Source organism: Deferrisoma palaeochoriense (assembly GCF_054656955.1).
In genome coordinates, this window is sequence record NZ_BAAHXI010000013.1 from 1 (window position 1) to 25,572 (window position 25,572).

Consider the following 25,572-nt stretch of genomic DNA (forward strand, 5'->3'; position numbering starts at 1 on the left):
GTAGCAATCTCCCACCGACCCCATCGAAAGGCGAATGCCCAACTGCCGACACCGCGTCCCAAACGCCAACGACGTGTACTGGTTCCCCCGGTCCGAGTGGTGGATGACCCCATGAGCTCCGCGCTGCCGGATCGCCATGTTCAAGGCCTGGATCACCAACTCTGCCCGAAGGTGCGTCTCCATTGCCCATCCCACCACCCGACGGCTGAACGCGTCCAACACCACCGCCAGATACAAAAACCCCGAAAGCGTTGGAACGTACGTAATGTCCGCCACCCACAACTCGTTGGGCCGACTCGCCTGGAAGTTCCGATTCACCAGGTCCGGCGCGGCCTTCGCCTCCCGGTCCGGAACCGTCGTCTTCACCTTCCTGCTGTCGCTTGGCCGTTCCACCGTGACCCCGGGAGGCCGGGCGGTTGCGCCCGCGGATGCCCTTCCTCGCCCCTGGTATGCCGGGCGTTCGCCGGGCCCGAACCGGGGGTCCAAACAACTTATAAAACCGAACAACGTCCCCCCGATGCCCCAACGTTATCCCCCCGACCCCCTGGAAGAGCCGTTCGGCTCCCTCATTATCAACACGGACCAAGCAGGCATTCACAGCCTTACTTTTCTCGTTCTACGGCAGAAGCATGGGCGCCACCTCAAGTTCCTTAGGGAACCATCACATGGATGAGCTCTCGTTCCCTGGTAGTGATCGTTTGGGCGAAATAATGGCGGTGACAGGGTAGAGCAGTGGTCAAATCATAAGTATCCGCGTTATAGAAGTTCCTGAGAACAAACTCGATGAACCACCTGGGAGTCAGTGGCGCTGAAACCGGTATCCGGCATCCCTTCACATCCCCCAAAGTCAAATGACAAGCTGGATGGGTCGCATCCTGTGCAGCGTTCATATCGAAGTCGAACCTCAACGGAAACGGCACGATTCGCCTAGAAACGATTTCGACATAGAGTGCGTCCCGTAGATAGTCTTCAGGATCGTTCTGAAAAGGTCGAAGCGATGGTGAAGGCAAGAAGGCCAATCGGTGTTTGATCGGTCGATCCACTTCGAAGAGGTATTGCAACTGGAGGAGGCCACCATCGATTAATTTAGCATTGTAGGAGCGTTTCTCCATCAACTCGCGGTGAATGTCGGTATAATCGGCCTCGCCTATAGCGATCGAAACATGTTCGGCATTCTTGAACGAGACTTCCCACTTTTGATTTGGAAGGCCGCGAACTACGGAAAAGTTTTGATCATCGACGATTCCCAGTGCGATTAAATGAGACAAGAGAGCGTCGAGGTCCTCTTTTGTATTGATTACCACTTCTGGCGCACTCACTGTATGCCTCCGAGTAGCCGGATCAGTTTTTCCTTGGTCACCTCATCCAGGTCTTCTGGCATCAATTCGCCTTTTTCCAAAGCATCCAACACGTCCTCAAGCTGTTTTTTCTTTCCTTCCAACCGTTCCTTCTCGTGTGGTGATAGGTCCCGATGAACGACCCGTAAACGTTCGAGGAGTTCGTTCGTGGGATATTGGAAGTCGAGCCTGAACTCTTTTCCCTTCAACTGCTCGAATTCCTTGAGGATGCGCTCCATCTTCGTTCCATGTCCTGTTACCCTGACCCAGGCCTTGCTTCGAGTGATGGCGGTGAACAACCTGTTGCGCAGGCTCGCCAAGCCGGCACCCTGACCTTCACATTCCTGTGCGTTGACGACGTAGACCATCCCAGCCTCGTTGCCCTTGGCCCGGTAGATACTCGTGAACACGACCGATGGTGTGTCCGAGCGATAGAAGACGTCAGGGTCCGTATCTACACCCGCCATGTGATTCTGGATACCCATGTCGAACAGCTTCTTGCGAATGGGGCCAAGCTTTTTGCGTGCCGTCATGGGATCGGGATGAATGACGACGATATCGTCGTGACGCAATTCGTCTTCCTCAATGTTCTTCTTGATTTCTCTAGCCACCCATTCTGTCTGAGCGTCCTCGTCTTTAAGCGTCTTAAGCATGATCAGGTCGTCTATGGGCGAATGTTCTTCCAGGAACTTTGGACTCGTTTCATCCGTCCTTTCGAGAACCACACGTTGTCCCTTATCAAGCATGCCTTCTCGAACACGGTACCCGATCTCTTCCCAAAGTGCCGGGTATTCGAACATCTGTACCAACCCACTTTGACTACCACTGGTTGGCTCCCGATAGATGCCAAATCCAAGGGCGTGTGCCGTCACGAGGACGGGACGAGAGTTCCGATAGCACACCTGAAGGATGACATCCCGCCGTGGGTCTCCTTGCAGGCTGACCAACGGTCTCCCTTTATCGTCTCGCCCGAAAAGCTCCTCCGGAGGGGGAACGGAAACGCCAGATAGATTCTGCAGTTCGTCGTATGCGTACACCAAGCGTTTCTGTTTATACAGTAGCGCGTAGCACAGGCGAAGGAAACTCGGTGCGAAATCCTGAGCTTCATCCACCAGGATGGCGTCGTACAGGCTCGGAGGCTCCGGAGCGTTTTCGAGTGCTTCCCGACAGACACCGTCGAAAGCTCTGTCGCTACTACCGAAACGATCACGGGCGGAACGGAAATCGTAATAGTCGACCCCCGTGGCTCGACAGAATTCGTAATAAATCCCATCTCGGTCTTCACCACCGGGTGCGCCCCAAGCATTGATCACACGAAGTTTCGTCCAGTCCGGCTCTTCCCCCGTCTGTTCGATACAAAAGTTGGTGATCAATCTTCTGAACTGCCCTTTCAGTGATCGCGTATTGAATGTGACCGCGATTCGCCAGTCGGGATGCTGTGTGTGGAGGTAAGCCGCTTTGAGTGCCAAGACGATGGTCTTGCCCGACCCGGCCAGTCCACGAATACGCTGAACACCGTCCACGGTCTCCACGACTGCACGGTTCTGTCGGTGATCCAGTGTGGCGATGGAGTCCTCAAGTCGTTTGAGTTTCGCTCCCCGCGAACTTGTGTCAGATACTTCCCGCTTCGATCGAGCCTTCCTCAGAGAGGAAAGGCTTTCGACCGCTGACAGGGTCAAACGGTAGAGGTCTTCAGTGGCCCCATCCCAAGTGAATTGTTCAAGGACCGTGGAGACGTCTCTATCATTGGCGAGTGGATAATCATTTTGGCGTAATGCGGCATTATCATGAATGGCTGGAGCAAAAGTGACCACCCCTATGGGTGGCAGAAGCTTGCGCTTTCTCACCAATTCCTTGTGGAGTTTGAGTTTAGCTTCGATCTTGGTGGCCAAATCGTCTTGCCGTTCTGTATATTCACCAAGACTGGTTCCTTCTACAATGTCGAAAAGAACGATCCCCTTTTCGGGGCTCACGAGCGTGGCGTCAATGACGCTTTTCCCCTCGGGTGTCGCGATTAGAGGGAAGCCGAAGAAACACACTCCGGAAAGTTCATCAATGGAAGAGAGGACCTCCTCTAGGGCTTTACTGGCTACCGGTTTGCCATTTGCCCCACGAATGAACTCGACTCTATTCATGTATTCCCTCCGTTTTCTTTTCGTTCCTGGACTTTAGAGACACGGCGGCCCTGGTCTCCGAAAGGGAGAACTGAATCCAGCGCGCCGGTGACGAAAATTGGCCGCGCTTACATCGCGTTGGATCGATCTGGCGGGTCGCACGGTGGGCTACCCCACTCGGGGGCAACGAATTTCTGCCCTTTCGCGTTCCAAAAGTCGCGAAGATCGACACGGCCTAAATCTTGCTGATAAGATCGCGCACCATCCCGGCCGTCGGGGGTTGTTGATAGCGCCAGGGATAGAGAAATCGCACATCACGGGGGGCCACGAGTGGAATTGCCCCTGTTTCACGGACAGTTTACGGCCGCGCTGTAGGCACCCTTCCGGCTGTGCTCTTCCTCGTACCGTTCCCTGCATCCCGCCCTTTCCTTTCTGATACTACCGTGCCGGCGAGGCGTTCAAGAATTTACCCCTCATTGGGGTCAGATCCCGTCCGATGAGCGCCTGATGCGCGCACGGACGGGTGGACGTTCGGACGTTGGACGTCTGGACATCTCAGGCCATAGGGGTGGGGGCCCCACACCGCGGCCGGGTTCATGGCCCATCCTTGGGCGACGTTGTCGCGCTGGAAGGCTGGAAGGCCAGAAAGCTGGAAGGCTCGGGCGTCCCGGAAGCAAGGGCGCCGATCACTGCGTCGCTCCCGGGTCACTGCCCATCCTCCTCGTTCCGCCCGTACCGTTCGGCCGTGGCCCGGGCCTGGGTGGCCACGTGGGCGCGCAGGTCCGGGGGGGCGAGGAGTTCGGCCAGGGGGCCGAACCGGAGCACGGTCTGGGTGATCTCGGCCTTGCCGCGCACGGGCACGCGCACCACGAGGTGGCCGTCGGACCGCTCCAGCACCTCCTGCCGGGGGTGGAGGGGGCGGCGGGCCAGGTAGCGGGCGGCCCAACCCTCGAACCGCACCACGGCGTGGCCCTCGGGTCCCAGGAACACGCCGAGGCTCTTGGCGAACTCCTCCTCGGGGTCGAACCCGGCGGGCGGGGTGAACTCCTCGTCAAGGGGTTCGGCGTCGAGGATGCGCTCGGTGTGGAAGAGGCGCACCTGGTTTCGGAGGTGGCAGTGGGCCAGGAGGTACACCTCGCCGCCGTGCTGGCGCAGGAGGTAGGGGTCCACGACCCGCTCGGTGATCTCGCCCTCCAGGCTTTGGTAGCGCAGGCGCACCCGGCACCGGTCGGCGGTCTGCTCGGCGAGCACCCGGAGGATGTGGGGCAGGTTCTCGCCCGCGCTCGGCGGGGGGCGGTGGGACCAGGCGGTGGCGATGCGGCCCAGAAGGTTCCGGACCCCCGGGGGCAGGGCCTGGAGGAGTTTGGCCACGGCCGATTCGAGGGGGTGGTGGAAGGCGGGGTTCTGGAGGATCGCGGCGGTCACCGCGGCCTGGTGGAGAGCCAGGGCCTCGTCCAGGGTCAGGGGCAGGTTGGGCAGGGCCTTGGCCCGGGCCAGGCGGTAGCGGACCTCCCGGCCGCGGTGCTCCCGCTCAATGGGGAACCCGGCGGCTTCCAGGTCGTGGAGGTCGCGGCGCACGGTGCGCTCCGAGGCGTGCACGGCCCGGGCGAGCTCGGCGGTGGTGCGGCCCCACCGGGCGGCGGCGAGTTCCTGGAGCAGGGTCCACTGGCGGATGAGCTGGGTGGAAGCCACGGTCCCCCCTTTCGGGCCCTCGGCCCCGTTGGCTTCGGTGGACGGAACGCCCTGGGAACCCCCCGCGGTGGGCATCCGGGGGGATTCCCCTCTTGGTAGCAGATCGGGGAAAGGGTTCGCAAGGCTGCGGGGCATGCCGCGGGCCTCGTGTCGAAGTTAGGAAAGGAGCGTGAACCCTTCCTCCTCGAAGTGCCTGTCGAAGGCGAACGCCGCCGGGAGATCCTCTTCCTGGATGACGAGAAACGAAACCACGTCCACGAGGCTCAGTTGGCGGACCGAGCGCCGGAGCCACTCCTCCACCGCGAGTGCGTGAAGGGTTTCGTCCACCCACACCACCCGGAGAAGGGGAACGAACTTGTGCTGGAAGGATCGGGCGGCGTCGAGTCCGAATCGCCGGCCGAGCAGGGCAAAGGTTTCCACCAGGACGTACGAGGTGGTGAAGAGGGGAACCTCGTCCGCCGCGAGCCGGAAGAAGATCCGCTTCGCGGTTTCGTGGACCCGGTCGGCGGGGTTGAGGAGCCCCAGGATCGCCGACGTGTCCAGGAAGACGCCCCTCACTCGAGCGACTCCTCCAGGTATCGGTCGTGGTGTTCGGCGAGATCGGGGATGTCCTCCGGTGCCCGGATGGTTCCGATCAGTTCCGCCGCCCTGGCGTAGAGACCTCGGAGGTCCCCCTCGGGGGCCGAGAGACTCCGGTCGAGACAGCGGCGAACGGCTTCCGCCAAGGTGATCCCCTCGCGCCGCGCGATGATCTGGAGCCGCCGGTGTTGCTCGTCGGTGAGTTCGATCTGCGTGCGCACCATGTCCGCCACCTCCATGGCGCCATCATAGCGCGCCGGCTCCGGGTGCGCCATCCGTGGGCGTTGCGGCACAGGAACTCAGCCCTCTTCCAGGTGGGCGATGCGGTTGGCGTACTGGACGAGGAGGGGTTCGTTGCGGATGGCGTAGCGGCCCCGGTCGGGCTCGCGGGCGACGAACCCCCGGCCCTCGAGGAGGGCGAGGGCGCCCGGGAACTCGCCGGCCCGCTCCGGGCCCAGGAGGGCACGGAACCGGGCCTCGGCCTCCTCGGGCCAAAACCACCCGGCCTCGGGCTTGCCGTGGCGCACGGCCAGGACGGCCCGGGCCAGGGCCGAGGTGGCCGGGGGCACAATGCCGGCCGCGATCCGGCCCATGAGGTCCTCGCCCACCCGGTCGGGGGAGCCGGAGTCGACCGTGAGTTCCACGGGTTCGCCGAACCGGAGGTAGATCGGCGGGTCGCCGTAGCGCTTGTAGCTTCGGTCGAGGCGGGTGAGCTGGCTCACGAGATCGCGCCGGGAGATCTCGGCGCCGGTGCGGGCCGCCTCGATCTCCTCGTCCTCGGGCACCACGGTGTAGGACAGGGAGATCGGCACGGCCCAGGCCGTGCGGCCGGTGTCGGCCAGGTACTCCAGGAGGTCGCCCAGGATGCCCCGCTTGGGCCGGCCGATCCGGCCGTCCCGGGACCGGGTGCCCTCCAGGTAGAAGAGGAACGGCTCGTTGCGGTCCCACCCGTACCGCAGGTAGGCCGCGTGGACCCGGCGGTAGACCGGGTTCTGGAACCACCGCACGTTGTAGGGCCAGCGCTCCTCCTGCCCGATCTGCTCCCGCCGGATCTTGTAGGCGTTCATGGCCGGGAGCACCACGGTGGAGACCCCCCGGAACAGGTTGGCCCCGGCCGCGATGCGGGGCTGGGGGATCCCGCTGAAGTTCAGGGCGAAGCACAGGGGCACGTGGTCGGCGTTGGAGACGTGGTTGGGCAGGAGGAGCACGGGCGCCCGGGCCGCGAGGTCCCGCACCCGGTCGAGCACGCCCTCGGCGGCCTCGACCACCCGGATGCTCTTCACGAAATGGGGGAACAATCTCCGCGCAATCGACCGAAACAACAGGAAAAACGCCGGATCGAAGTCGGCGATCATGTCCTCGGCGTAGTACCGGGCCAGGTACCGCACGATGGCCGCCGTGTCGTCGAGGCGGGCGAGTTCGGCGTCGCGGCGGCGGTACTCGGCCGCGGCGGGATGGTCGGGGGGGAGGCGGCGCAGTTGCTGGCGGAAGTACACCCGCTGGTAAACCCGGGCCTGGCGGGCCGCGAGCGCGGCCTCGATGCGGTGCTCGGCGTAGTGGGTCGCAACCGCGTCCACCACCGCCTCGACGGCCTCGGCCTTGGTGTACCGGGTGCGGTTGAGTGCGAACCGGTCCACGGCCCGCCGCACCGCCGGGGCGCGGCAGGCCTTGAGCGCCCCGGCCAGGAGGCGCTCGGAGACGGTCTGGGCCAGGGGGGCGAATTTGGGGGCCACGGCGAAACCCCTCGGTCCCGGGGCGGCGGTTTTGGGTTCGGGCGAAGGGAGCTCGGAACTCCCGGCGGTGATTCTGGCCGGTCCGGCCTGCCGGGGTCAATCGCCGCCGCAGGCCGGGGCGTCCGCCGGTTCGATCCGCAGATCGTCGTACCAGGCGGTCACGGCCTCGCCGGTCTGGTCGGTGTCGGTCATGAGGGCCACGGCCCCGGCCCGGGGCGGATCGGTTCCGAAGGCCGCCCGGAAGTCCTCCACCAGGTTCCGGCGCACCGTGACCCACCGGCCGACCCGGCCGGCCCCCGCCTCGGCCGCGATCATGACGGCGTTGGAGAAGAACGGGTTCGGCACGGGGCCGGGGAGCGGCCGGGTGGCCCAGATGTAGTTGAGGCTCTTCGTCTTCGGGGGGAACCAGTGGGGAAACACCACGTACACCCGGGCCGCGTAATCGTCGCCCTCCTTGCGGGTGGGGTCGCTCCGGGCGACCACCCGGTCCACCCTCCAGCGCCACGACAGGATGGGATAGCGGCAGGGGTCGAAGGCGAGCTCGTACACGAGCCCCGAGGCGCTCGCCCGGGCCTCGGCCCGGAGGGCGTGGTTGCCGTCGGGTTCGGCCACCACCTCGTACGCGGTGCGGCCCTGGAACCGCTTCTCCTCCCAGCCCGGCCGGAGCCCGGCCTCGAAGTCCTCGTGCCAGAGGGGCCCGGCCGCGGCCGCCGCGCCGGCCCAGAGGGCGAGGGCGAGGAGCCCGGCGGCTCTCACGGCCCGCTTCGGAGCACCCGGGCGTAGTTGGCCCGCACCAGGGCGGCCGGGTCCGGGGCCTTGGCCGCCGAGAGGGCGCCTCGCGCCTCGGCGAGGGAGGCGTACCCCCGCGCTTCCATCCACGTCCGGAGTCCCTCGACCATCTCGGTCAGGCGGGCCGGGCCGTGGCGCAGGAGGGCCGAGGCGGTCTGCACCGCGGTGGCCCCGCACAGGATGGCCTTGGCCGCGTCGTCGGCCGTGTGGACCCCGCCCGTGACCGCAAGCTCCAGGGGGACCCTTTCCCAGAGGAGGGCGGTCCACCGGATCCGCAGGCCCAGTTCCCCGGGGTCCGAGAGCCGCAACCGGGGCACCACCTCGAGGCGGTCCAGGTCCACGTCGGGCTGGTAGAACCGGTTGAAGAGCACGGCCGCCTTGGCCCCGGCCGCCGCGAGCCGGTCCAGCAGGTGGGGTAGGCTCGAGAAGAAGGGGGAGAGCTTCACGGCCACCGGGATCGAGACCGCCCGGACCACCGAGGCCACCGCCTGGACGACCCGGTCGTCCACCTGCGCCGGCCCCTCGGCCGGGTCGGTGGCCAGGAAGAACACGTTGAGCTCTAGGGCGTCGGCCTCGGCCTCCTGGATCTGGCGGGCGTAGGCCGTCCAGTCGCCCGGGGCCGAGCCGTTGAGCGACGCGATCACCGGGATGCCCACGGCCTCCTTGATCGCCCGGACCCTCTCCAGGTAGGCCTCGGCCCCGGCGTCGGCCTCGGCCACGAGGCGGGGGAAGTAGGTCAGGGCCTCGGCAAAGGAGTTCTCGGCGGCCTCGATGACCTCCTGCCGCGTGGCTCGCTCCGCCTCGATCTCCTCGGCGAACAGGCTCGGCAGCACCAGGGCCGGGGCCCCGGCGTCCTCCAGGCGCCGGGCGCCGTCGGCCGTGGCCGTGAGGGGAGAGGCCCCGGGCACGACGGGGTGGGCGAGGGAAAGGCCGAGGTAGGGGGTCGTGAGGTCCATGGGAAGCTCCTTGGGGCTGGGCGGCTAGGCAGCCAGGCGGCTAGGCGGCTAGGCGGTTGGGCGGCCGGGCGGCTAGGCGGCTGAACTGCCGTGAATCGGGGATCGTGAAATCGTGAATCGTTTGGCTGGGCGGCTAGGCGGCTTGGCGGCGAGGCAGCTAGGCGGCGCTGCGTTCCCCGGGCATTCCCGCCCGATTCTCTCCGTGCTCTCCGTGTCCTCCGTGGTTTCCCCGAACGCCACGGTAGCGCAAAAAAAGGGCCCGTCAACCGACGGGCCCTTGGGGATTGCTGGACGCGTTGCCGCTACTCGGCGGCGCCGCCCTCCAGGCCGTGCATCTTGAGGTGGGCGAGCTGCTCGTAGAGCGCGTAGTGCCGCCGCACCTCCTCCTGGGCCGCGGCCAGGAGCCGCTTGGCCCGCTCGGGATCCATCTGCTGGAGCATCCGGTACCGGGTCTCCTGGTACACGTACTCCTCGAGCGGGATCTTGGGCGGGTCGGAGTCGAGCTGGAACGGGTTCAGGCCCTGCTCCCGCCGCCGGGGGTCGAACCGATAGAGCGGCCAGTACCCGGACTCCACCGCCCGCTTTTGCTGCTCGCACCCGTAGCGCAGGTCGTACCCGTGGGCGATGCAGTGGCTGTAGGCGATGATGATCGAGGTGCCGGGGTACGACTCGGCCTCCACGAACGCCTTGACCGTGTGCTGGTCCTTGGCGCCGAACGCCACCCGGGCCACGTACACGTCGCCGTAGGCCATGGCCATGAGGCCCAGGTCCTTCTTGGGCTTGGCCTTCCCGGCGGCCGCGAACTTGGCCGCCGCCCCCAGCGGGGTGGCCTTCGACATCTGGCCGCCGGTGTTGGAGTACACCTCGGTGTCCATGACCAGGATGTTCACGTCGCGGCCCATGGAGAGCACGTGGTCGAGGCCGCCGTAGCCGATGTCGTAGGCCCAGCCGTCGCCCCCGAGGATCCACACGCTCTTGCGGACCAGGTAGTCGGCTAGCGACGTGAGCCGCCGGGCCGCCGGGTCGTCGAGGCCCGCGAGCTTCTCCTTGAGGGCGGCCACGCGCCGGCGCTGCTCCCGGATGCCGGCGTCCGAAGACTGGTCGGCCGTGAGGAGGGCCGTGACCAGGTCGTCGCCGATCCGGGGCGCCAGGCTCTTCAAAAGTTCCTCGGCCATCTCCTTTTGCTTGTCGATGGCCAGCCGGAATCCGAGCCCGAACTCGGCGTTGTCCTCAAAGAGCGAGTTGGCCCAGGCGGGCCCCAGCCCCTCGGCGTTGGTGGTGTAGGGGGTGGTCGGCAGGTTTCCGCCGTAGATCGAGGAGCAGCCCGTGGCGTTGGCGATGAGGAGCCGGTCGCCGAAGAGCTGGGTCATGAGCTTCACGTAGGGGGTCTCGCCGCAGCCCGCGCAGCACCCGGAGAACTCGAAAAGGGGCCGCCGGAGCTGGCTCCCCTTGACGTCGGCCTTCAGGATCGAGGGGTCGAGGTCGGGGATCGTGAGGAAGAAGGCCCAGTTCTCCCGCTCCTGGTCCCGCAGGGGGAGCTGGGGCTGGAGGTTGATCGCCTTCTTCTTCGGGTCGGCCTTGTTCTTGGCCGGGCAGGTCTGCACGCACAGGCCGCACCCGGTGCAGTCCTCGGGGGCCACCTGGATCGAGAACTTCTTGCCCGCCCAGTCCTTGCCCTTGGCGTCGGCCGATTTGAACGCGGCCGGGGCGTTTGCGAGCACCTCGGGGTCGTAGATCTTGGGCCGGATCGTGGCGTGGGGGCACACGAACGAGCACTTGGTGCACTGGATGCAGGTGTCGGGATCCCACACCGGGATCTCCAGGGCGATGTTCCGCTTCTCCCACTGGGTCGTCCCCGTCGGGAAGGTGCCGTCGGGGGGCAGGAGGCTCACCGGGATCTCGTCGCCCTTGAGGAGCATCATGGGCGCCTCGACCTTCTTCACGAACTCGGGCGCCTCGTCGGAGACGATGGGCGGCCGGGTGCGGGTGGCCGTGACCCGGCCGGGCACCTTTACCTCGTGGAGGTTCGCCAGGGTCTCGTCCACGGCCTCGAAGTTTTTCCGGACGATCTCCTCGCCCTTCTTGCCGTAGGTCTTCTGGATCGCGCCCTTGATCTTGGCGATGGCCTCGTCCCGGGGCAGCACCCCCGAGATGGCGAAGAAGCAGGTCTGCATGATGGTGTTGATGCGCACCCCCATGCCGGTCTTCTTGGCCACGTCGTAGGCGTCGATCACGTAGAACTTGAGGTTCTTCTCGAGGATCTGCTCCTGCATCTCCCGGGGGAGCTGGTCCCAGACCTCGTCGGGGCCGTAGGGCGCGTTCAGGAGGAACACCGCCCCCGGCGCGGCGAACTCCAGGACGTCGTACTTGTCCACGAAGGTGAACTGGTGGCAGGCGACGAAGCTCGCCTTCTTGATCTGGTAGGCGCTTCGGATCTGCCGGGGCCCGAACCGGAGGTGGGACACGGTGACCCCGCCCGACTTCTTCGAGTCGTACACGAAGTAGCCCTGGGCGTAGTTGTCTGTCTCCTCGCCGATGATCTTGATGGAGTTCTTGTTGGCGCCCACCGTGCCGTCGGCCCCGAGGCCCCAGAACACGGCCCGCACCACGTCCTCGGGCTCGATGTCGAAGGCCGGGTCGAAGGGGAGCGAGGTGTGGGTCACGTCGTCGGTGATGCCCACGGTGAAGTGGTTCTTGGGCGTGGCCGCGGCCAGGTTGTCGAACACCGCCTTGACCATGGCCGGGGTGAAGTCCTTCGACGACAGGCCGTACCGGCCGCCCACCACCCGGGGCCGCTCGCCGTAGGGGGCCGTGCCGGCCGCCTCGGCCTCGGCCAGGGCCGACACCACGTCGGTGTAGAGGGGCTCGCCCACGGCCCCGGCCTCCTTGGTGCGGTCGAGCACCGCGATGCCCCGGACGCTCGCCGGGAGCGCGGCCACGAGGTGCTCGGTGCTGAACGGCCGGTAGAGCCGCACCTTCACCAGGCCCACCTTCTCGCCCCGGGCCACCAGGTGCTCCACGGTCTCGTGGGCCACGTCGGCGCCCGAGCCCATCATCACGATGACCCGCTCGGCCTCGGGATGGCCCACGTAGTCGAATAGACGGTACCGGCGGCCGGTGAGTTGGGCGAACTGGTCCATCACCTCGGCCACCACCCCGGGGCAGGCCAGGTAGAAGGGGTTACAGGCCTCCCGGGCCTGGAAGAACACGTCGGGGTTCTGGGCCGTGCCCCGGATCTTGGGATCCTCGGGCTTCAGGGCCCGCTCCCGGTGGGCCCGCACGGCGTCCTCGTCGATGAGCGAGCGCAGGTCGTCGTCGGTGAGTTCCTCGATCTTCGCCACCTCGTGGGAGGTGCGGAACCCGTCGAAGAAATGGAGGAACGGCACCCGGGCCCTGAGGCCGGCCGCATGGGCGATGGCCGCAAGATCGTGGGCCTCCTGCACCCCGTTCGAGGCGAGCAGGGCGAACCCGGTCTGGCGGCAGGCCATCACGTCGGAGTGGTCGCCGAAGATGGAGAGAGCGTGGGTGGCCACGGTGCGGGCCGACACGTGCATGGTGTAGCTCGTGAGTTCCCCGGCGATCTTGTACATGTTGGGGATCATCAGCAGGAGGCCCTGGCTCGCCGTGAACGTGGTGGTCAGCGCCCCGGCCTGGAGCGCCCCGTGCACGGCGCCGGCCGCGCCGCCCTCGCTTTGCATCTCCACCACGTGGGGCACCGTACCCCAGATGTTCTTCTTGCCCACGGCCGACCACTCGTCCGCGAACTCGCCCATGGGCGACGAGGGGGTGATCGGGTAGATCGCGATCACCTCGCTCAGCCGGTGGGCCACCGAGGCGGTGGCCTCGTTGCCGTCGATGGTGAGCCTTCTGCGCTGGGACATCGGTACCTCCTTCGTGTCGGATGGCAACAGGGTAAAGCCGGGGCCCCGCCCCCGCCCGGCGGGGCGGGGGACCGGCCTCAGACTTCGTTCGCGAACGGGAGATCAGTCCCGGGACCGCCCGAAGATGCGGAGCAGGAAGAGGAACAGGTTCACGAAATCCAGGTAGAGGGCGAGGGCCCCCAGGATGGCCTGCCGGGAAAGGGCGGCCTCGCCGTGGGCGGCGGCCGCGAGCCCGATCCGCTGGACCTTCTGGGCGTCGTAGGCGGCGAGCCCCGTGAACACGAGCACCCCGATGTAGCTGAGGGCCCAGTCCAGGGCGGGGCTTCGGAGGAACCAGTTGGCCACGCTTGCCACTAGGATCCCCACGAGGCCCATGAACAGGAACGACCCGATTCCTGCAAGATCCCTCTTGGTCACCGTGCCGTAGAGGGCGGCGGCGCCGAAGGTGGCGGCGGCCACGAGCAGGGTCAGGGCGATGCTCGTGCCGGTGTACACGAGGAACACCACCGAAAGGGTCAGCCCGTTCAGCACGGAATAGGCGAGAAACGCCCAGCTCGCGGCCCGGACGCTCATCCGGCCGATCCAGGCCGACAGGGCCACCACGAGGCCCAGTTCGGCGAGGATCAGAAAGAGGAACGCCCCGCGGTTCAGCACCAGGGCGCCCATGAGGGCCGGGCTTCGCACGACGAGCAGGGCGCTTGCGGCCGTGAGCACCAGGCCGCCGGCCATCCACTGGTACACCGTACGCACGAACCGGGTGCGCACCAGGGCGACGGCACGGGGGTCGACGGCGGGGGCAGCTTGGGCGAAGGGGTAGGGCATCGGTGTCGGTCCTCCGGCGTCAGACGGGGGGGTGGTAGGGCTTGCGGTACCAGGCCAGAGCCTCGGCGGCCGACGGGAACGGACGGCGGTGGCTCACCATCTCCCGGAGGATCGCCAGGCTCTCCTCCCAGCACGCCCCGGCCCGGAGGAGTTCGGCCTGGAGGGGTACCCACCGCTCCCGGACGGCCCGGGGCAGGGTGTCGTCGGCGGGAAGTTGGGCAAACGCGGTGTTCTCGGTGGCCATGGCATTCCTCCCCTAAACGGTTTCGTTTCCCGAAATCCGGTTGAATCAAGGCGAAAAGCGCCGAATCGGAAATCCTTTTATACCGGGACCAGCCCACCCGATCAAGGCCGGAGCACCACCCGGTCGCCCCGTTCGAGCCCCAGTTCGCGCCGGGCGCTGCCGTTTCGCACGGCGATCTCGAGCCGGTCGGAGGAGCCGCAGAGGGCGAGGGGTTGGCCGGGTGCCACCTCGGCGTAGGTGCGAAGCAACGGAAGATCGCGGCCGGCCACCCGCACGGCGCGGCCCGCGGCCCCGGGCCGGCGGAGATTCGTGATCGCGTTCCCGAACCGGTCGAACCCCAGGATTTCGCCCTCCAGTCCCTCGGGCGTGGGGCGGGGGCGGGGGAACGCGAACCGCTTGATGCCGCCCGCGAGGGGGCCCACCCGCTCGGGGGCGATTCCTGCGGCCAGGTGGGCCGCCACCGGCGCGAACACGTCCCGGCCGTGGAAGGTGGCGCTCACCGGGTGGAGCCACAGGTCCGGATTCTCGATCCGCCGGATCTCACGGATCTCCCCCTCGGGGAGAAACGAAAGGAGCCCGTTGTCGGGCGCCACGAACCAGTACCGATCGGTCCGGACGGCCAGGGCCGGCCGGTCGGTGCCCACCCCGGGGTCCACCACCGCGAGATGCACGGTGCCCGCCGGGAAGTACCCCACGGCGTCCTCCAGGGCGATCGCCCCCGCGAGGACGTCCTGGGGCGGGATCTCGTGGGTGAGGTCCACCAGTTGCGCGCCGGGGCAGATGCCGAGGATCACCCCCTTCATGACGCCGACGAAGGGGTCCCGGGTGCCGAAATCGGTGGTCAGGGTGACGATGGGCGGTTCCTTGACAACCCTCGGGGTCGGTTTTAGGCTGGCTCCCATCAACCATCCTCACACGAAGGGAGGTGAAGGCGATGACGATGAAGCGGTTCATGGTGCCCCGCGTGGCGCACTGCAGCGAGGGCTGCCCTAGTCGGTCCTGGGCACGACGTTAAACTGCCCACCGGAACCCGACCCGGGACCCGGGAAGGCCGAAGGCCTTGCGGGTTCCGGGTTTTTTGTGCGGGCGGGAAGGCGGCCCGGCGCGGCCTACAGGGGAAACGCCCCCGACTGGCCCGGCGCCGGGGGAGGGGGCGCCAGGCGTTCCGAGGGGGGGAGTTCCCGCACCCGGGGCTTCCACACCCCGGCCGTGCGGGCGCCCCACAGGGCCAGGGCGAAGCCGGCGGCCACCAGCAGCGCGAACCACCCCGCCGGAACCCTCACGGCCGCACCTCCAGCCGAAGTTCCAGGGCGTTCTCGGGGCAGGCGTCGAGGCACCGCAGGCAGTTGGTGCATCGGCCGTCCCGCACCCGGTCGCGCCGGGCCACCGGGATCCGCTGGGGGCAGATGGTTCCGCATCGGCCGCAGCGGGTACAGGCCCCCTCGAGCCGAACCACCCGGATCCGGCCCCACCGCGACAGGGGCTCCAGGGCGACCCCCAGGGGACACAGGTACCGGCACCACACCCCGGGCACCCAGAGGCCGGCGGCCAGGAGCAGCCCTGCGACGCCATAGGCCGCCTTCGGGGCCGTCGCGCTTCCCAAGGTGTAGAGGGCGAAGAAGGGGTCCACCTCCTTGAACACGAGGTAGCCCGCCCAGCCCGTGAGCCCCACGATCCCGGCCAGAACGGCCCACCGGAGCCGGCCCAGCCGGGCGTCCCACCGGGCGCGGGGCCGCACCTGGGGGAGGCCGAGGCGCCGGCCCAGCCAGTCCAGGAGATCGAACAGGGCGCCGAAGGGGCAGAGCCAGCCGCAGAACGTGCGCTTGGTCAGGAGCACCAGGGCGACCACGGCGGCGAGCACCCCGAGGTTCCTGAGGGTCACCGGGCCCACGAAAGAGAGGCCGCGGCCGGCCCAGAGGCCCTGGACCGCCCGGATCGCCCCTTCCAGCGGGCCGAAGGGGCAGTAGTCCTCCAGTGTCAAACTCCCGGCCTCCGGGCCGAAGGGAAACCACCGGGCCAGGGCTGCGAGCCAGGGCGCGGGCGTGCGTGCCTGGTCGGCCAGGGCCGCGAGAAAGGCGGCGTTCAGGGCGATCCAGACGGCCCACCCCACGGCGGCCGCCTGCACGGCCGTCCGAAGCGGCCAGGCGGGTCTACGCAACCCGGTCCCCCGGGTCCGCCGCCCGCTCGATGCCGGGCCGAGGGAAGCAGGCCCCGCAGGCGGCGCAGGTGCCCAGGGGGCAGCCGGGTCCCGGGCCGCGCCCCAGAAACCCGAGGGCGAGCCCCCAGAGCCCCACGATCACGCCGAGCCAGCCCACCCAGATCCGCACGGGTCACCCCGCGAGCACCCGGGCCACGTCGCCCAGGTCGAGCCGGCCCAGGGTCTCGGCCGTGGGCGCCGCGGCCGAGGGGTCCCACCCCCGCTGCCGGTAATAGTCGGCGAGGAGGCGTTCCTCGTCGTCCCGGGACAGGGAGGCCCCGGCCCGGGGGCCCTGGGTGAAGGCGTCGGCGCTCGGTCGGGCCGGCAGCCGGTCGTCCTGGGGCCCGAACCCCTCCCGGGCCGCGAACGCCCGCTCCAGGTTCCAGATGCGCTCCCCCAGGGTGCGAAGGTCGTCGGGCGACCGGTCGATTCCCGTGACCGCGGCCAGCACCCGGGCCTGGACCTCGAGGGGGTTGGCGTAGAGGTGGAACCGGCACAGGCCCAGGGAGTCGGACACGGCCCGCTCGTCCTGGACCCGGGGGGTGTGGCCGAACTCGTGGGCCGCGCCCACCGGCGCGGTGGCAAAGGAGATCACGAGGGTGGGCAGTCCCGGCGGGTTGTAGGTGTCCATCTCGAGGCCCTTGACCTCCATCGCCCAGGCCTCGGCGTCCTTGCCCAGGCGGGTCGCGGCGGCCCGCACCCCGGCCGAGGCCCAGGCCACCGAGCGGTCGGCCCGGCCGATCGGGTCCAGGAGTTCCCGATAGGCCTCTCCGTCCCCCCACCGGGGCGCCACGCCCCCAAGGTCGGCCGGGGTCACGAGGCCGCGCTCGGCCGCCTCGGTCAGGAACCCCAGCAGGTTCCCGGCGCTCGAAGGGTCGAGGCCGAGGCGGTCGCAGCGGTCCTTGAGCCGGAGCACGGCCTCCAGGTCCGTGAGGCCGAGGTTCGTGCCGAGCATGGCCGCGGTCTCGAGCTCGGGCCCGGCCACCGCGAGTCCGGGGCCGCCCCGGCCGGGGAGCCGCGCCACCTTGCGGCAGTGGAGCGGGCAGTAGTAGCAGGCCTCGCTCCGGAGCCAGTACACGGCCTCGGCCCGCACGGACCCCACGGCGGCCGCGTCGGGGGTCCAGCCCTCCCGGAAGTTCCGGACGGCCAGGAACCCGGCGTCGTTCCCGGCCTCCAGGAGGCACGCCGTGCCGTACCGGCGCCAGGTCTCGTACCGGTTCCACCCCTGGAGGTTCCTGGCCAGTTCGGGGGTGAGCTTGTCGAGTTCCGCCGGCCGGGCCGCGTCGAAGGGGGTGAGGGTGCCCCGCACCGCGACGGCCTTGAGGTTCTTGCTGCCCCAGACCGCGCCGATGCCCCCGCGTCCGGCGTGGGCCCCGTAGGGGTGGCTGTGCACGGCCGAGGCGAGGGGGATCCGGTTCTCCCCGGCCGGCCCGATCGCCACCACCTGATAGGGTTCCCGGGGGAGGTCTTCCCGCAGGAGCGCCTCGGCCTCGGGGATCTCCTTGCCCCACAGGTCCAGCGACGGGTGCAGGGTGGCCTCGCCGTCCCGGATCACGAGGGACACGGGGTCCTTGGCCCGGCCCCGCAGGATCACGGCGTCGAACCCGGCGTAGCGCAGTTCGGCCGCGAAATGCCCGGGGATCTGGCCGATGGCCAGGGTGCCGGCATGGGGCGCCCCCGCCCGGGGCGAGGTGGCCGGGCTCTTGGTGACCACACTGGTGCGCGACGCCCCGGGCACGGGGAACCCGGTGAGGGGCCCGGCGGCCAAGACCACTACGTTCTCCGGGCCCAGGGGGTCGGCATGCGGGGGCACGTGGTCCCACACGAGGCGCGCGGCGAGGCCCCGGCCGCCCAGGTACCGGAGGGCGAGTTCCCGGTCGAGGGGCACGCGCTCCGTCCGTTTCCGGGTCAGGTCCACATCGAGCAAGAATCCGGCGTAACCTTCCATGGGGGTTCCGTTAGGATGTTGGGACGTCCGGACGCTGGGACGCTACACCCGTTCCAACGTCCCGCGCTTCCGCTTGATCCAGGGTGTGTACGCAACGCCAAGGGCCTCGGGCTGTGCGGCTGGGCAGCCGGGCCGCCAAGCCTCCCCGCTTCCCAGCCTCCCAGCCTTATTCACCGATACCACAGCTTCGCCAGTTCCTGGCCCAGGAGGTAGGGGTTCCGGGCCAGGTAGCGGCCGTCGAAGGTCACCGGCACCCGGGCCATGGCGTCGTTGGGGCAGAACTTCACGCACGAGGGGTCGCCGTCGCACAGGGTGCAGAACCCTTCGGGCCGCTTGGAGGCCTCGTTGCGCCGCAGGATCCCGCTTCGCTCCCGCTGGCACACGTCCACGCACTTCCAGCACCCCGTGCAGGCCACGTTGTCGAGCTTTAGCCCCTTGACCTTGGGGTCGTGGTACAGGGCGCGCTTGCCTGTTTTCGCGTCCACCACCACCGGGCACTCGGCGATGCAGGGGGAGTCCTTGCACAGGTAGCAGTGGTTCGGCACGCTCACGGGCGGCACGAGGTGGATCACCTGGAGGTTCGCGTGGCGGGGGTTGTAGGTCTTGTAGTTCTTGCGGGCGCACTCCACCTCGCAGATCCGGCAGCCCACGCACTTCTTCACGTCGACCACCACGAGGGAGGGCGGTTGCTCCTCGGTGGGGGTGCCGTGGGACCGCCGGGGCACGAGGAGGCACAGAGCGACGAACGAGGCGCCAGCGGCGGCGCGCCGCAGGAACTCCCGGCGGTCGAGGCCCCCCTCCGGGGGCGTCCGAACGCGGGCGAGGCAGTAGTCTTCGGGTCCGGGCGGGTGTAGCATGGGCCCCCCCTTGCTGATCCGGCCGCGGCGGGTTCGTTTGGAAGGGTTCCACGAGGGTAGGGGAGGGGTTGCGGTGTGTCAAGAACGGGAGCGGCCGGCCGGGGCCCGGCAGGGAGACCACAGAGAGCACGGAGAACACGGAGGGGGAGGGCATCTGGGAGGGTGCGAATGAATCCTGGACTTCCGGGCGGTTCCCTCACCCGGCTTCCGAGCGCCCCGGCCGTCTCTGGCCGGGCGCCGCAGATGGGGGATTCCCCGTGAACGAGAAGTTGTGGGCGGCCGCGGCCGCCCCGGTTTTCGGGTTCGTCATCGGGTACGCCACCAACGCCCTGGCGATCCGGATGCTGTTTCGCCCCTACGACGAGCGGCGGATCCTGGGGGTGCGGTTCCAGGGCATGATCCCCCGCCGCAAGGACGAGATCGCCCGCAAGGTGGCCGAGGTGGTGACCACGGAGCTCCTGCGGGAGGAGCGGGTGGTCGAGCGCCTGGCCGGCACCGAGGTCCGCCGGCCCCTCGTGGAGATGGTGGTGGAGTTGGCCGGCCGGTACCTGGGGCCCGGCGCCCGGTCGTGGTGGGCGACCCCAGAGCACCGGGAGGCCGCCGGCCGCGCCGTGGAGGCCGTGGTCCGGGAGACCGCCAAGGGGCTCAGCGAGTGGTTCCGGACCCCGGACGGGAGGGCCGCGCTCCGGGAGCTGGCGGATCGGGTCCTGGGGCTCGCCCCGGGCCAGTTGCTGCCCGGGGAGCAGGGGGTTCTCCGGCGGGTGGCGGCCGGGAAGGCGGCCGAGCTCCTGGCGTCCCCGGACCTGGAGAGCCGGGTGCGCCTGGGGCTCGACCGGCTGGTGGTCCGCCTGGCCGGGGTGGACCGGCCGCTCCGGGAGGTCCTTCCCCCGGAGATCGCGGGCGCCCTGCGCTCGGCCGTGGACCCGCTGGTGGACCCGTTGCTCCAGCGGTTCGAGGAGGCGGTGCTCTCGCCGGCCAACGTGGAGCGGATCAAGGGGGCGGTGCGGGCGGGGATCGTGGGGTATCTGGCCGAGGTCAAGGGGGGGCTCGTCAAGAACGCGATCCGCCACGCCGCGCTGCTGGCCCGGGAGCGGATTTTCCGCGAGGCCGACGAGATCGTCGAGGCGAATCTGTTTCGGCTGCGGGAGTTGGTGCGGCAGGAGGAGCACCGGCAGCGCATCCGGGAGGGGATCCTGGAGGCCGTGGACCGGCTTCTGGCCCGCACGCCGGGGGAGGTGTTGGCCGGGTTCCCCCCCGAGGTGCTGGACCGGGTGTACGGCCAGACGGCCTCGTGGGTCGTGGGGCGGCTGCGAAGACCCGAGGTGGCCGAGGCCCTCCTGGGGTTGCTGGAGCGCGAGCTGGAACGCTGGTACGGCGAGCCCCTGCGGGCCAGCCTGGGAGCCGACGCCGCCGAGCGCTGGGCCGGCTATGCCGCCCGGTGGATCGAGGGGGGAGGGCTCGGGCGCCTGGCCGACCGGGAGGCGCCGCGGCTCGCGAAGCGGGCCCGGGAGGCCCTGGCCCGGGGCGGGGTCCCGCCGCCGTCGGAGGCGTTCGTCCGGGAGGTGGCCTCGCTCGCGGTGGACCGGCTGCTGCCCATCGTGGCGGAGCAGGTGCCGGCCCTTCTCGGGATCGTGGACGTGCGCGGGCTGGTGGAGCAGCAGATCCGGGGGTTTTCGGCGGCCGAGGTGGAGCAGGTGATCCTACAGGTGGCCCGGAACGAGCTCCGGGCCATCACCTGGTGGGGCGGGGTGCTGGGCGCGCTGGTGGGCGGGGTGCAGGCGGGGCTTCTCCTGCTCGGCGGGTGATCTTGCCGGCACCCGCCGGGCTCTGCTAGGGTCCGCAGGTTCGGGTTTCGGGGTGACCGGTGGGCTTTTCCAAGTAACTTCGGTCCACGGTCGGCGGTCTCGCGGTCGTCGGTCCCGTGGTCCAGACCGCGGCGGCGCACCGTGTGGCCGAGGCGGAAGTTATTGTTTTTGCAAACAGGCCGCGCCTCGCGGCCTACGGAGCTTCCAAGTAAGTTCGGCTAGGCGGCTGGGCTGCTTGGCAGCTAGGCGGTTAGGAACATTCGGGATCCCGGCGGCGTCGCGCCGGCCAATTCCTCGGAGCGGCTGCCGTAGCAGGGGCCAGAATTCAGAGGTCAGAGGTCAGAGGTCAGAGGTCAGAGAACCCGTGTCCTCTGGCGTCTGTCCACCGACTCCTGGCACAGACGCCGCTCCCACCCTACACCCCGACTCGGGCGTTACTGTCGTGCGTAGCGGGGCCTCGACGGGGCCCTGGGGAGTTCTGAACCGGGAAGACCCCTGGACCCCGGCCGTGGAAGGGACAACGAAGAATGGGGGCGGCCTCGCCACGACATTCCCTCTCCCCCCGCGGGGGAGAGGGACAGGGTGAGGGGGCCCGGGCCTCGGGCCCGCCGGCAACGCCGTCGCGGTGCGGACGCGGTTTCCGCGGTTGGGATAGGCGGAACACTAGGAATCGCAAAGGGTTCTGCGTCCTAGATTCCTAGCGTCCAGCCTTCCGGCGGAGGGCTCACCGAAGCCCCGGAGCCACGTCGAAACCCCGAAGGAGGAAATCGAGAAGCCATGGGACTCAAGGTCTACAACACCCTGACGGGCCGCAAGGAGCCCTTCGAACCCCTCCAGCCCGGGCGGGTGGGGATGTACGTGTGCGGCGTCACCGTGTACGACTACTGCCACGTGGGCCACGCCCGCTCGGCCGTGGTGTTCGACGTGGTGTACCGGTACCTGCGGTACAGCTCGTTCGACGTGGTGTACGTACGCAACTTCACCGACATCGACGACAAGATCATCCGGCGGGCCAACGAGGAGGGGGTGTCGGCGGCCGAGATCGCCGAGCGCTACATCCAGGCCTTCTACGAGGACATGGACGCCCTGGGGGTCGAGCGGCCGACCCACGAACCCCGGGCCACCGAGCACGTGGACGACATGATCGCCCACATCGAGGGCCTGATCGCCAAGGGCCACGCCTATGCGGTGGACGGCGACGTGTACTTCTCGGTGGACAGCTACCCGGCCTACGGCCGCCTGTCGAAGCGGCCGCTCGACGAGATGGTGGCCGGAGCCCGGGTCGAGGTGGATCCCCGCAAGCGAAACCCCCTCGATTTCGCCCTCTGGAAGGCGGCGAAGCCCGGCGAGCCCTCGTGGCCCAGCCCCTGGGGCGAGGGGCGCCCGGGCTGGCACATCGAGTGCTCGGTGATGAGCCAGAAGTACCTGGGCCCCACGATCGACATCCACGGGGGCGGGAAGGACCTGGTGTTCCCCCACCACGAGAACGAGGTGGCCCAGGCCGAGGCCCTGACCGGGAAGCCGTTCGTCCGGTACTGGCTCCACAACGGGTTCGTGAACATCAACCAGGAGAAGATGTCCAAGAGCCTGGGGAACTTCTTCACGATCCGCGACGTCTTGAAGGCCGTGCACCCCGAGGTGCTGCGGGCGTTTCTCCTGGGCCACCACTACCGGAGCCCCCTGGACTACTCGGACCAGGCGCTCCACGACGCCGCGGCCGGCCTCGACCGGCTCTACGGCCTCCTGGAGCGGGCCGACGCCGTGCTCCGGGACCGGGAGGTGCCGGGCCAGGTGCCGGTGGCCGAGTTGGGCAACGGCAGCCGGGCCGTGCACGAGGCGGTGCTCGGGCTGTTCTACCAGTTCGAGCAGGCGATGAACGACGACTTCAACACCGCCGAGGCCCTGGGGCACATGCACCGGTGCGCCCGGGAGGTGGGGGCGTTCTTGCACGAGGGTTTCGACCCGCAACCCCACCATCTGGCCGTGGTGCGGTACGCGGCCGAGAGCCTCCGGAAGGTGGGGGCGGTGCTGGGCATCCTGCAGGAGGACCCGGTGGCCTACCGGGAGGCCCGCCGCCGCGGCGGGGCGGCCTCGCTGGGGATCGACCCGGCCTGGGTGGAGCAGAAGATCGCGGAGCGGGCCGCCGCCCGGAAGGCCCGGGACTGGGCCACGGCCGACCGGATCCGGGACGAACTGGCCGAGCGGGGCATCGTGCTCGAGGACGGCCCGGAGGGCACCCGGTGGAAGGTGAGGTAGGGCGACCGTGCGGACGCTGGGACGTGCGGACGCGCGGCCGGACGGGCGTGCCGGTCGCACCGAGGGTGGTGGGGCGGCGTGGGGCGCCCGGGCCCCACGACCGGCGGCCCACCACGAACGGACGGTGGCCTCCCCGCCTCTCGGCTTCCCAGCCTCCTAGCTTCCCAGCTTTCTAGCTTTTTCGTCTCCCAGCCTGTCGCATGCCATTTCGTCTCGTCACCGAGTTCGAGCCCCGGGGGGATCAGCCCCGGGCCATCGAGGAGCTGGCCCGGGGGGTCGAGGAGGGGCTTCGCCACCAGGTCCTCCTCGGGGTCACCGGGTCGGGCAAGACCTTCACGATCGCCAACGTGGTGGCCCGGGTCGACCGGCCCACCCTGGTGATCGCCCCCAACAAGACCCTGGCGGCCCAGCTCTACGCCGAGTTCAAGGCGCTCTTCCCCGAAAACGCCGTCGAGTACTTCGTCAGCTACTACGACTACTACCAGCCCGAGGCCTACCTGCCCGAGCAGGACCTCTACATCGAGAAGGACTCGTCCATCAACGACCGGATCGACCGGCTCCGGCACGCGGCCACCCACGCCCTGCTGACCCGGCGCGACGTGCTCATCGTGGCGAGCGTGTCGTGCATCTACGGCCTGGGCGACCCGGAAACCTACCAGGAGATGGTGCTCTACCTGGAGGAGGGGGTGGAGGCCGACCGGGACCGGGTGCTCCGGAAGCTGGTGGACCTGCAGTACCAGCGAAACGACATCGACTTCCACCGGGGCACGTTCCGGGTGCGGGGCGACGTGGTGGAGGTGTTCCCGGCCTACGAGGACGAGCACGCGATCCGGGTGGAGTTCTTCGGCGACGAGATCGAGGCGATCCACCTGGTGGACCCCCTCAGGGGCCGGCGGATCGGCCGGCTCAAGCACATCCTGATCCCCCCGGCGAGCCACTACGTGACCCCCCGGGACGTGCTCGACCGGGCCATCCGGTCGATCCAGGAGGAACTGGGGGAGCGGCTCCGGGAACTCCGGGCCCAGGGAAAGCTCCTGGAGGCCCAGCGCCTGGAGCAGCGCACGCTGTTCGACATCGAGATGCTCCAGGAGATGGGGTACTGCACGGGCATCGAGAACTACTCCCGCCACCTCACGGGCCGCCGGCCCGGCGAGCCCCCGCCCACCCTCCTCGACTACTTCCCGGAGGATTTCCTGCTGGTGGTGGATGAAAGCCACGTCACGATCCCCCAGCTCGGCGGCATGTACCGGGGGGACCGGTCCCGCAAGGAAACGCTCGTCGAGTACGGGTTCCGGCTGCCCTCGGCCCTCGACAACCGGCCGCTGCGGTTCGACGAGTTTGAGGCCCGGGTGAACCAGGCGATCTACGTGTCGGCCACCCCGGGCCGGTACGAGCTCGAGAAGGCCGGCGGCCGGGTGGTGGAGCAGATCGTGCGGCCCACGGGGCTGGTGGACCCCGAGATCCTGGTGCGGCCGGCCGAGACCCAGGTGGACGACCTCCTGGAGGAGATCCGGCGCACGGTGGAGCGGGGCGAGCGGGTGCTGGTGACCACCCTCACCAAGCGCATGGCCGAGGACCTCACGCGCTACTACGCCGACCTTGGGGTCAAGACCGTGTACCTCCACTCCGACATCGACACCCTGGAGCGGGTGAAGATCATCCGGGAACTCCGGCAGGGGGTGCACGACGTGCTGATCGGGGTGAACCTCTTGCGGGAGGGGCTCGACCTGCCCGAGGTGAGCCTGGTGGCCGTGCTCGACGCCGACAAGGAGGGGTTTCTCCGAAGCGAGACGAGCCTCATCCAGACGGCGGGCCGGGCGGCGCGAAACGTGAACGGCCGGGTTCTTTTCTACGCCGACCGGATCACGGGCTCCATGGCCCGGGCCATCGCCGAGAGCCGCCGCCGCCGGGCCGCCCAGCTCGCCTACAACGAGGCCCACGGCATCACCCCGGAGTCGGTGCGCAAGCGCATCGACGACGTGCTCTCGTCGGTCTACGAGATGGACTACGTCACGGTGCCGGTGGCGGCCGAGGACGAGGCGGCCTACCGGTCGCCCGAGGAGCTCGAGGCCGAGATCGCCGAGCTGCGAAGGAAGATGCTCGAGGCCGCGGCGGACCTGGAGTTCGAAACGGCCGCCCGGTACCGCGACGAGATCCGGCGCCTGGAGGACCTGGCCCTCCGGCTCTTTCCCGACCGGGCCGCGGGGTGAACCTGGCCCGCCCAGGCCGCCCGCCCGTTTGACCGTTTCCAGGCTTTCCGATAGCTTACCCGGAGGACTCCATCGGCTCCGCATGGCCGCGGCGGGGTGCGCCACCCGGCCGTCCGGCTGGCGAGCCGCCTCGCCGGGAACCCGCAGGGCTC

The 25,572-nt window shown here is 68.8% G+C and carries 20 protein-coding genes and 1 pseudogene; 3 read left to right on the forward strand and 18 right to left on the reverse strand.

Annotated elements, in window-relative coordinates; translation table 11 throughout:
• From ACYQ8L_RS05380 to ACYQ8L_RS05465, 18 genes and pseudogenes are all read right to left on the reverse strand, one after another.
• A pseudogene (locus ACYQ8L_RS05380) lies at window positions 1-393 on the reverse strand (IS3 family transposase); the annotation flags it as partial.
• A gap of 257 nt (window positions 394-650) precedes the next feature.
• A complete protein-coding gene (locus tag ACYQ8L_RS05385) occupies window positions 651-1,319 on the reverse strand; it encodes a DUF2290 domain-containing protein (protein WP_459940750.1) in 669 nt (222 codons plus the stop codon).
• Window positions 1,316-3,472, reverse strand: a complete 2,157-nt coding sequence (locus ACYQ8L_RS05390) for a DEAD/DEAH box helicase (protein ID WP_459940751.1) — start codon at window positions 3,470-3,472, stop codon at window positions 1,316-1,318. Before ACYQ8L_RS05390 ends, ACYQ8L_RS05385 begins: the two co-directional genes overlap by 4 nt.
• Window positions 3,473-4,156: 684 nt before the next feature.
• Window positions 4,157-5,143: a helix-turn-helix transcriptional regulator gene (locus ACYQ8L_RS05395; RefSeq protein WP_459940752.1), complete on the reverse strand. Its 987-nt coding sequence runs from the start codon at window positions 5,141-5,143 to the stop codon at window positions 4,157-4,159.
• Window positions 5,144-5,299: 156 nt separating this feature from the next.
• Window positions 5,300-5,701 carry a type II toxin-antitoxin system VapC family toxin gene (locus tag ACYQ8L_RS05400; RefSeq protein WP_459940753.1) on the reverse strand — a complete coding sequence of 134 codons (402 nt, stop codon included), beginning with the start codon at window positions 5,699-5,701 and terminating at the stop codon, window positions 5,300-5,302.
• On the reverse strand, window positions 5,698-5,946 hold the full coding sequence (locus ACYQ8L_RS05405; RefSeq protein WP_459940754.1) for a CopG family transcriptional regulator: 249 nt from the start codon (window positions 5,944-5,946) through the stop codon (window positions 5,698-5,700). Before ACYQ8L_RS05405 ends, ACYQ8L_RS05400 begins: the two co-directional genes overlap by 4 nt.
• 75 nt (window positions 5,947-6,021) lie before the next feature.
• Window positions 6,022-7,455: a 1-acyl-sn-glycerol-3-phosphate acyltransferase gene (locus tag ACYQ8L_RS05410; protein ID WP_459940755.1), complete on the reverse strand. Its 1,434-nt coding sequence runs from the start codon at window positions 7,453-7,455 to the stop codon at window positions 6,022-6,024.
• A gap of 96 nt (window positions 7,456-7,551) precedes the next feature.
• Window positions 7,552-8,211 carry a DUF3047 domain-containing protein gene (locus tag ACYQ8L_RS05415; protein WP_459940756.1) on the reverse strand — a complete coding sequence of 220 codons (660 nt, stop codon included), beginning with the start codon at window positions 8,209-8,211 and terminating at the stop codon, window positions 7,552-7,554.
• Window positions 8,208-9,200, reverse strand: coding sequence for a dihydroorotate dehydrogenase-like protein (locus ACYQ8L_RS05420; protein ID WP_459940757.1), 993 nt, complete (start codon window positions 9,198-9,200; stop codon window positions 8,208-8,210). The genes ACYQ8L_RS05415 and ACYQ8L_RS05420 overlap by 4 nt, the downstream gene beginning before the upstream one ends.
• A 302-nt stretch (window positions 9,201-9,502) precedes the next feature.
• Window positions 9,503-13,081, reverse strand: a complete 3,579-nt coding sequence (gene nifJ / locus ACYQ8L_RS05425) for a pyruvate:ferredoxin (flavodoxin) oxidoreductase (RefSeq protein WP_459940758.1) — start codon at window positions 13,079-13,081, stop codon at window positions 9,503-9,505.
• A gap of 102 nt (window positions 13,082-13,183) precedes the next feature.
• A complete protein-coding gene (locus ACYQ8L_RS05430; protein ID WP_459940759.1) occupies window positions 13,184-13,903 on the reverse strand; it encodes a Bax inhibitor-1/YccA family protein in 720 nt (239 codons plus the stop codon).
• A gap of 19 nt (window positions 13,904-13,922) precedes the next feature.
• The gene (locus ACYQ8L_RS05435; protein WP_459940760.1) at window positions 13,923-14,147 is read right to left on the reverse strand and encodes a hypothetical protein; all 225 of its coding nucleotides are present in this window, start codon (window positions 14,145-14,147) and stop codon (window positions 13,923-13,925) included.
• A 101-nt stretch (window positions 14,148-14,248) separates the two neighbouring features.
• Window positions 14,249-15,049 carry an SAM hydrolase/SAM-dependent halogenase family protein gene (locus ACYQ8L_RS05440; RefSeq protein WP_459940761.1) on the reverse strand — a complete coding sequence of 267 codons (801 nt, stop codon included), beginning with the start codon at window positions 15,047-15,049 and terminating at the stop codon, window positions 14,249-14,251.
• A 207-nt stretch (window positions 15,050-15,256) separates the two neighbouring features.
• On the reverse strand, window positions 15,257-15,430 hold the full coding sequence (locus ACYQ8L_RS05445) for a hypothetical protein (RefSeq protein WP_459940762.1): 174 nt from the start codon (window positions 15,428-15,430) through the stop codon (window positions 15,257-15,259).
• Window positions 15,427-16,305 carry a 4Fe-4S binding protein gene (locus tag ACYQ8L_RS05450; protein WP_459940763.1) on the reverse strand — a complete coding sequence of 293 codons (879 nt, stop codon included), beginning with the start codon at window positions 16,303-16,305 and terminating at the stop codon, window positions 15,427-15,429. The genes ACYQ8L_RS05445 and ACYQ8L_RS05450 overlap by 4 nt, the downstream gene beginning before the upstream one ends.
• On the reverse strand, window positions 16,298-16,474 hold the full coding sequence (locus ACYQ8L_RS05455) for a hypothetical protein (RefSeq protein WP_459940764.1): 177 nt from the start codon (window positions 16,472-16,474) through the stop codon (window positions 16,298-16,300). The genes ACYQ8L_RS05450 and ACYQ8L_RS05455 overlap by 8 nt, the downstream gene beginning before the upstream one ends.
• A gap of 3 nt (window positions 16,475-16,477) precedes the next feature.
• Window positions 16,478-18,292: an aldehyde ferredoxin oxidoreductase family protein gene (locus ACYQ8L_RS05460; RefSeq protein WP_459940765.1), complete on the reverse strand. Its 1,815-nt coding sequence runs from the start codon at window positions 18,290-18,292 to the stop codon at window positions 16,478-16,480.
• A 170-nt stretch (window positions 18,293-18,462) separates the two neighbouring features.
• Window positions 18,463-19,149 (reverse strand): 4Fe-4S dicluster domain-containing protein, encoded by a 687-nt coding sequence (locus ACYQ8L_RS05465; RefSeq protein WP_459940766.1) that lies wholly within the window; start codon window positions 19,147-19,149, stop codon window positions 18,463-18,465.
• A gap of 257 nt (window positions 19,150-19,406) precedes the next feature.
• On the opposite strand from ACYQ8L_RS05465, the gene ACYQ8L_RS05470 reads away from it, so the two are divergent.
• The 3 genes from ACYQ8L_RS05470 to uvrB all read left to right on the forward strand — a co-directional run bounded on the left by ACYQ8L_RS05470 (window position 19,407) and on the right by uvrB (window position 25,420).
• Window positions 19,407-20,954 (forward strand): DUF445 family protein, encoded by a 1,548-nt coding sequence (locus ACYQ8L_RS05470; RefSeq protein WP_459940767.1) that lies wholly within the window; start codon window positions 19,407-19,409, stop codon window positions 20,952-20,954.
• A 777-nt stretch (window positions 20,955-21,731) separates the two neighbouring features.
• Entirely contained in the window at window positions 21,732-23,210 is a 1,479-nt protein-coding gene (gene cysS / locus ACYQ8L_RS05475) for a cysteine--tRNA ligase (RefSeq protein ID WP_459940768.1), read from the forward strand.
• A gap of 200 nt (window positions 23,211-23,410) precedes the next feature.
• On the forward strand, window positions 23,411-25,420 hold the full coding sequence (uvrB, locus tag ACYQ8L_RS05480; RefSeq protein ID WP_459940769.1) for an excinuclease ABC subunit UvrB: 2,010 nt from the start codon (window positions 23,411-23,413) through the stop codon (window positions 25,418-25,420).
• Window positions 25,421-25,572 lie beyond the last annotated feature (152 nt).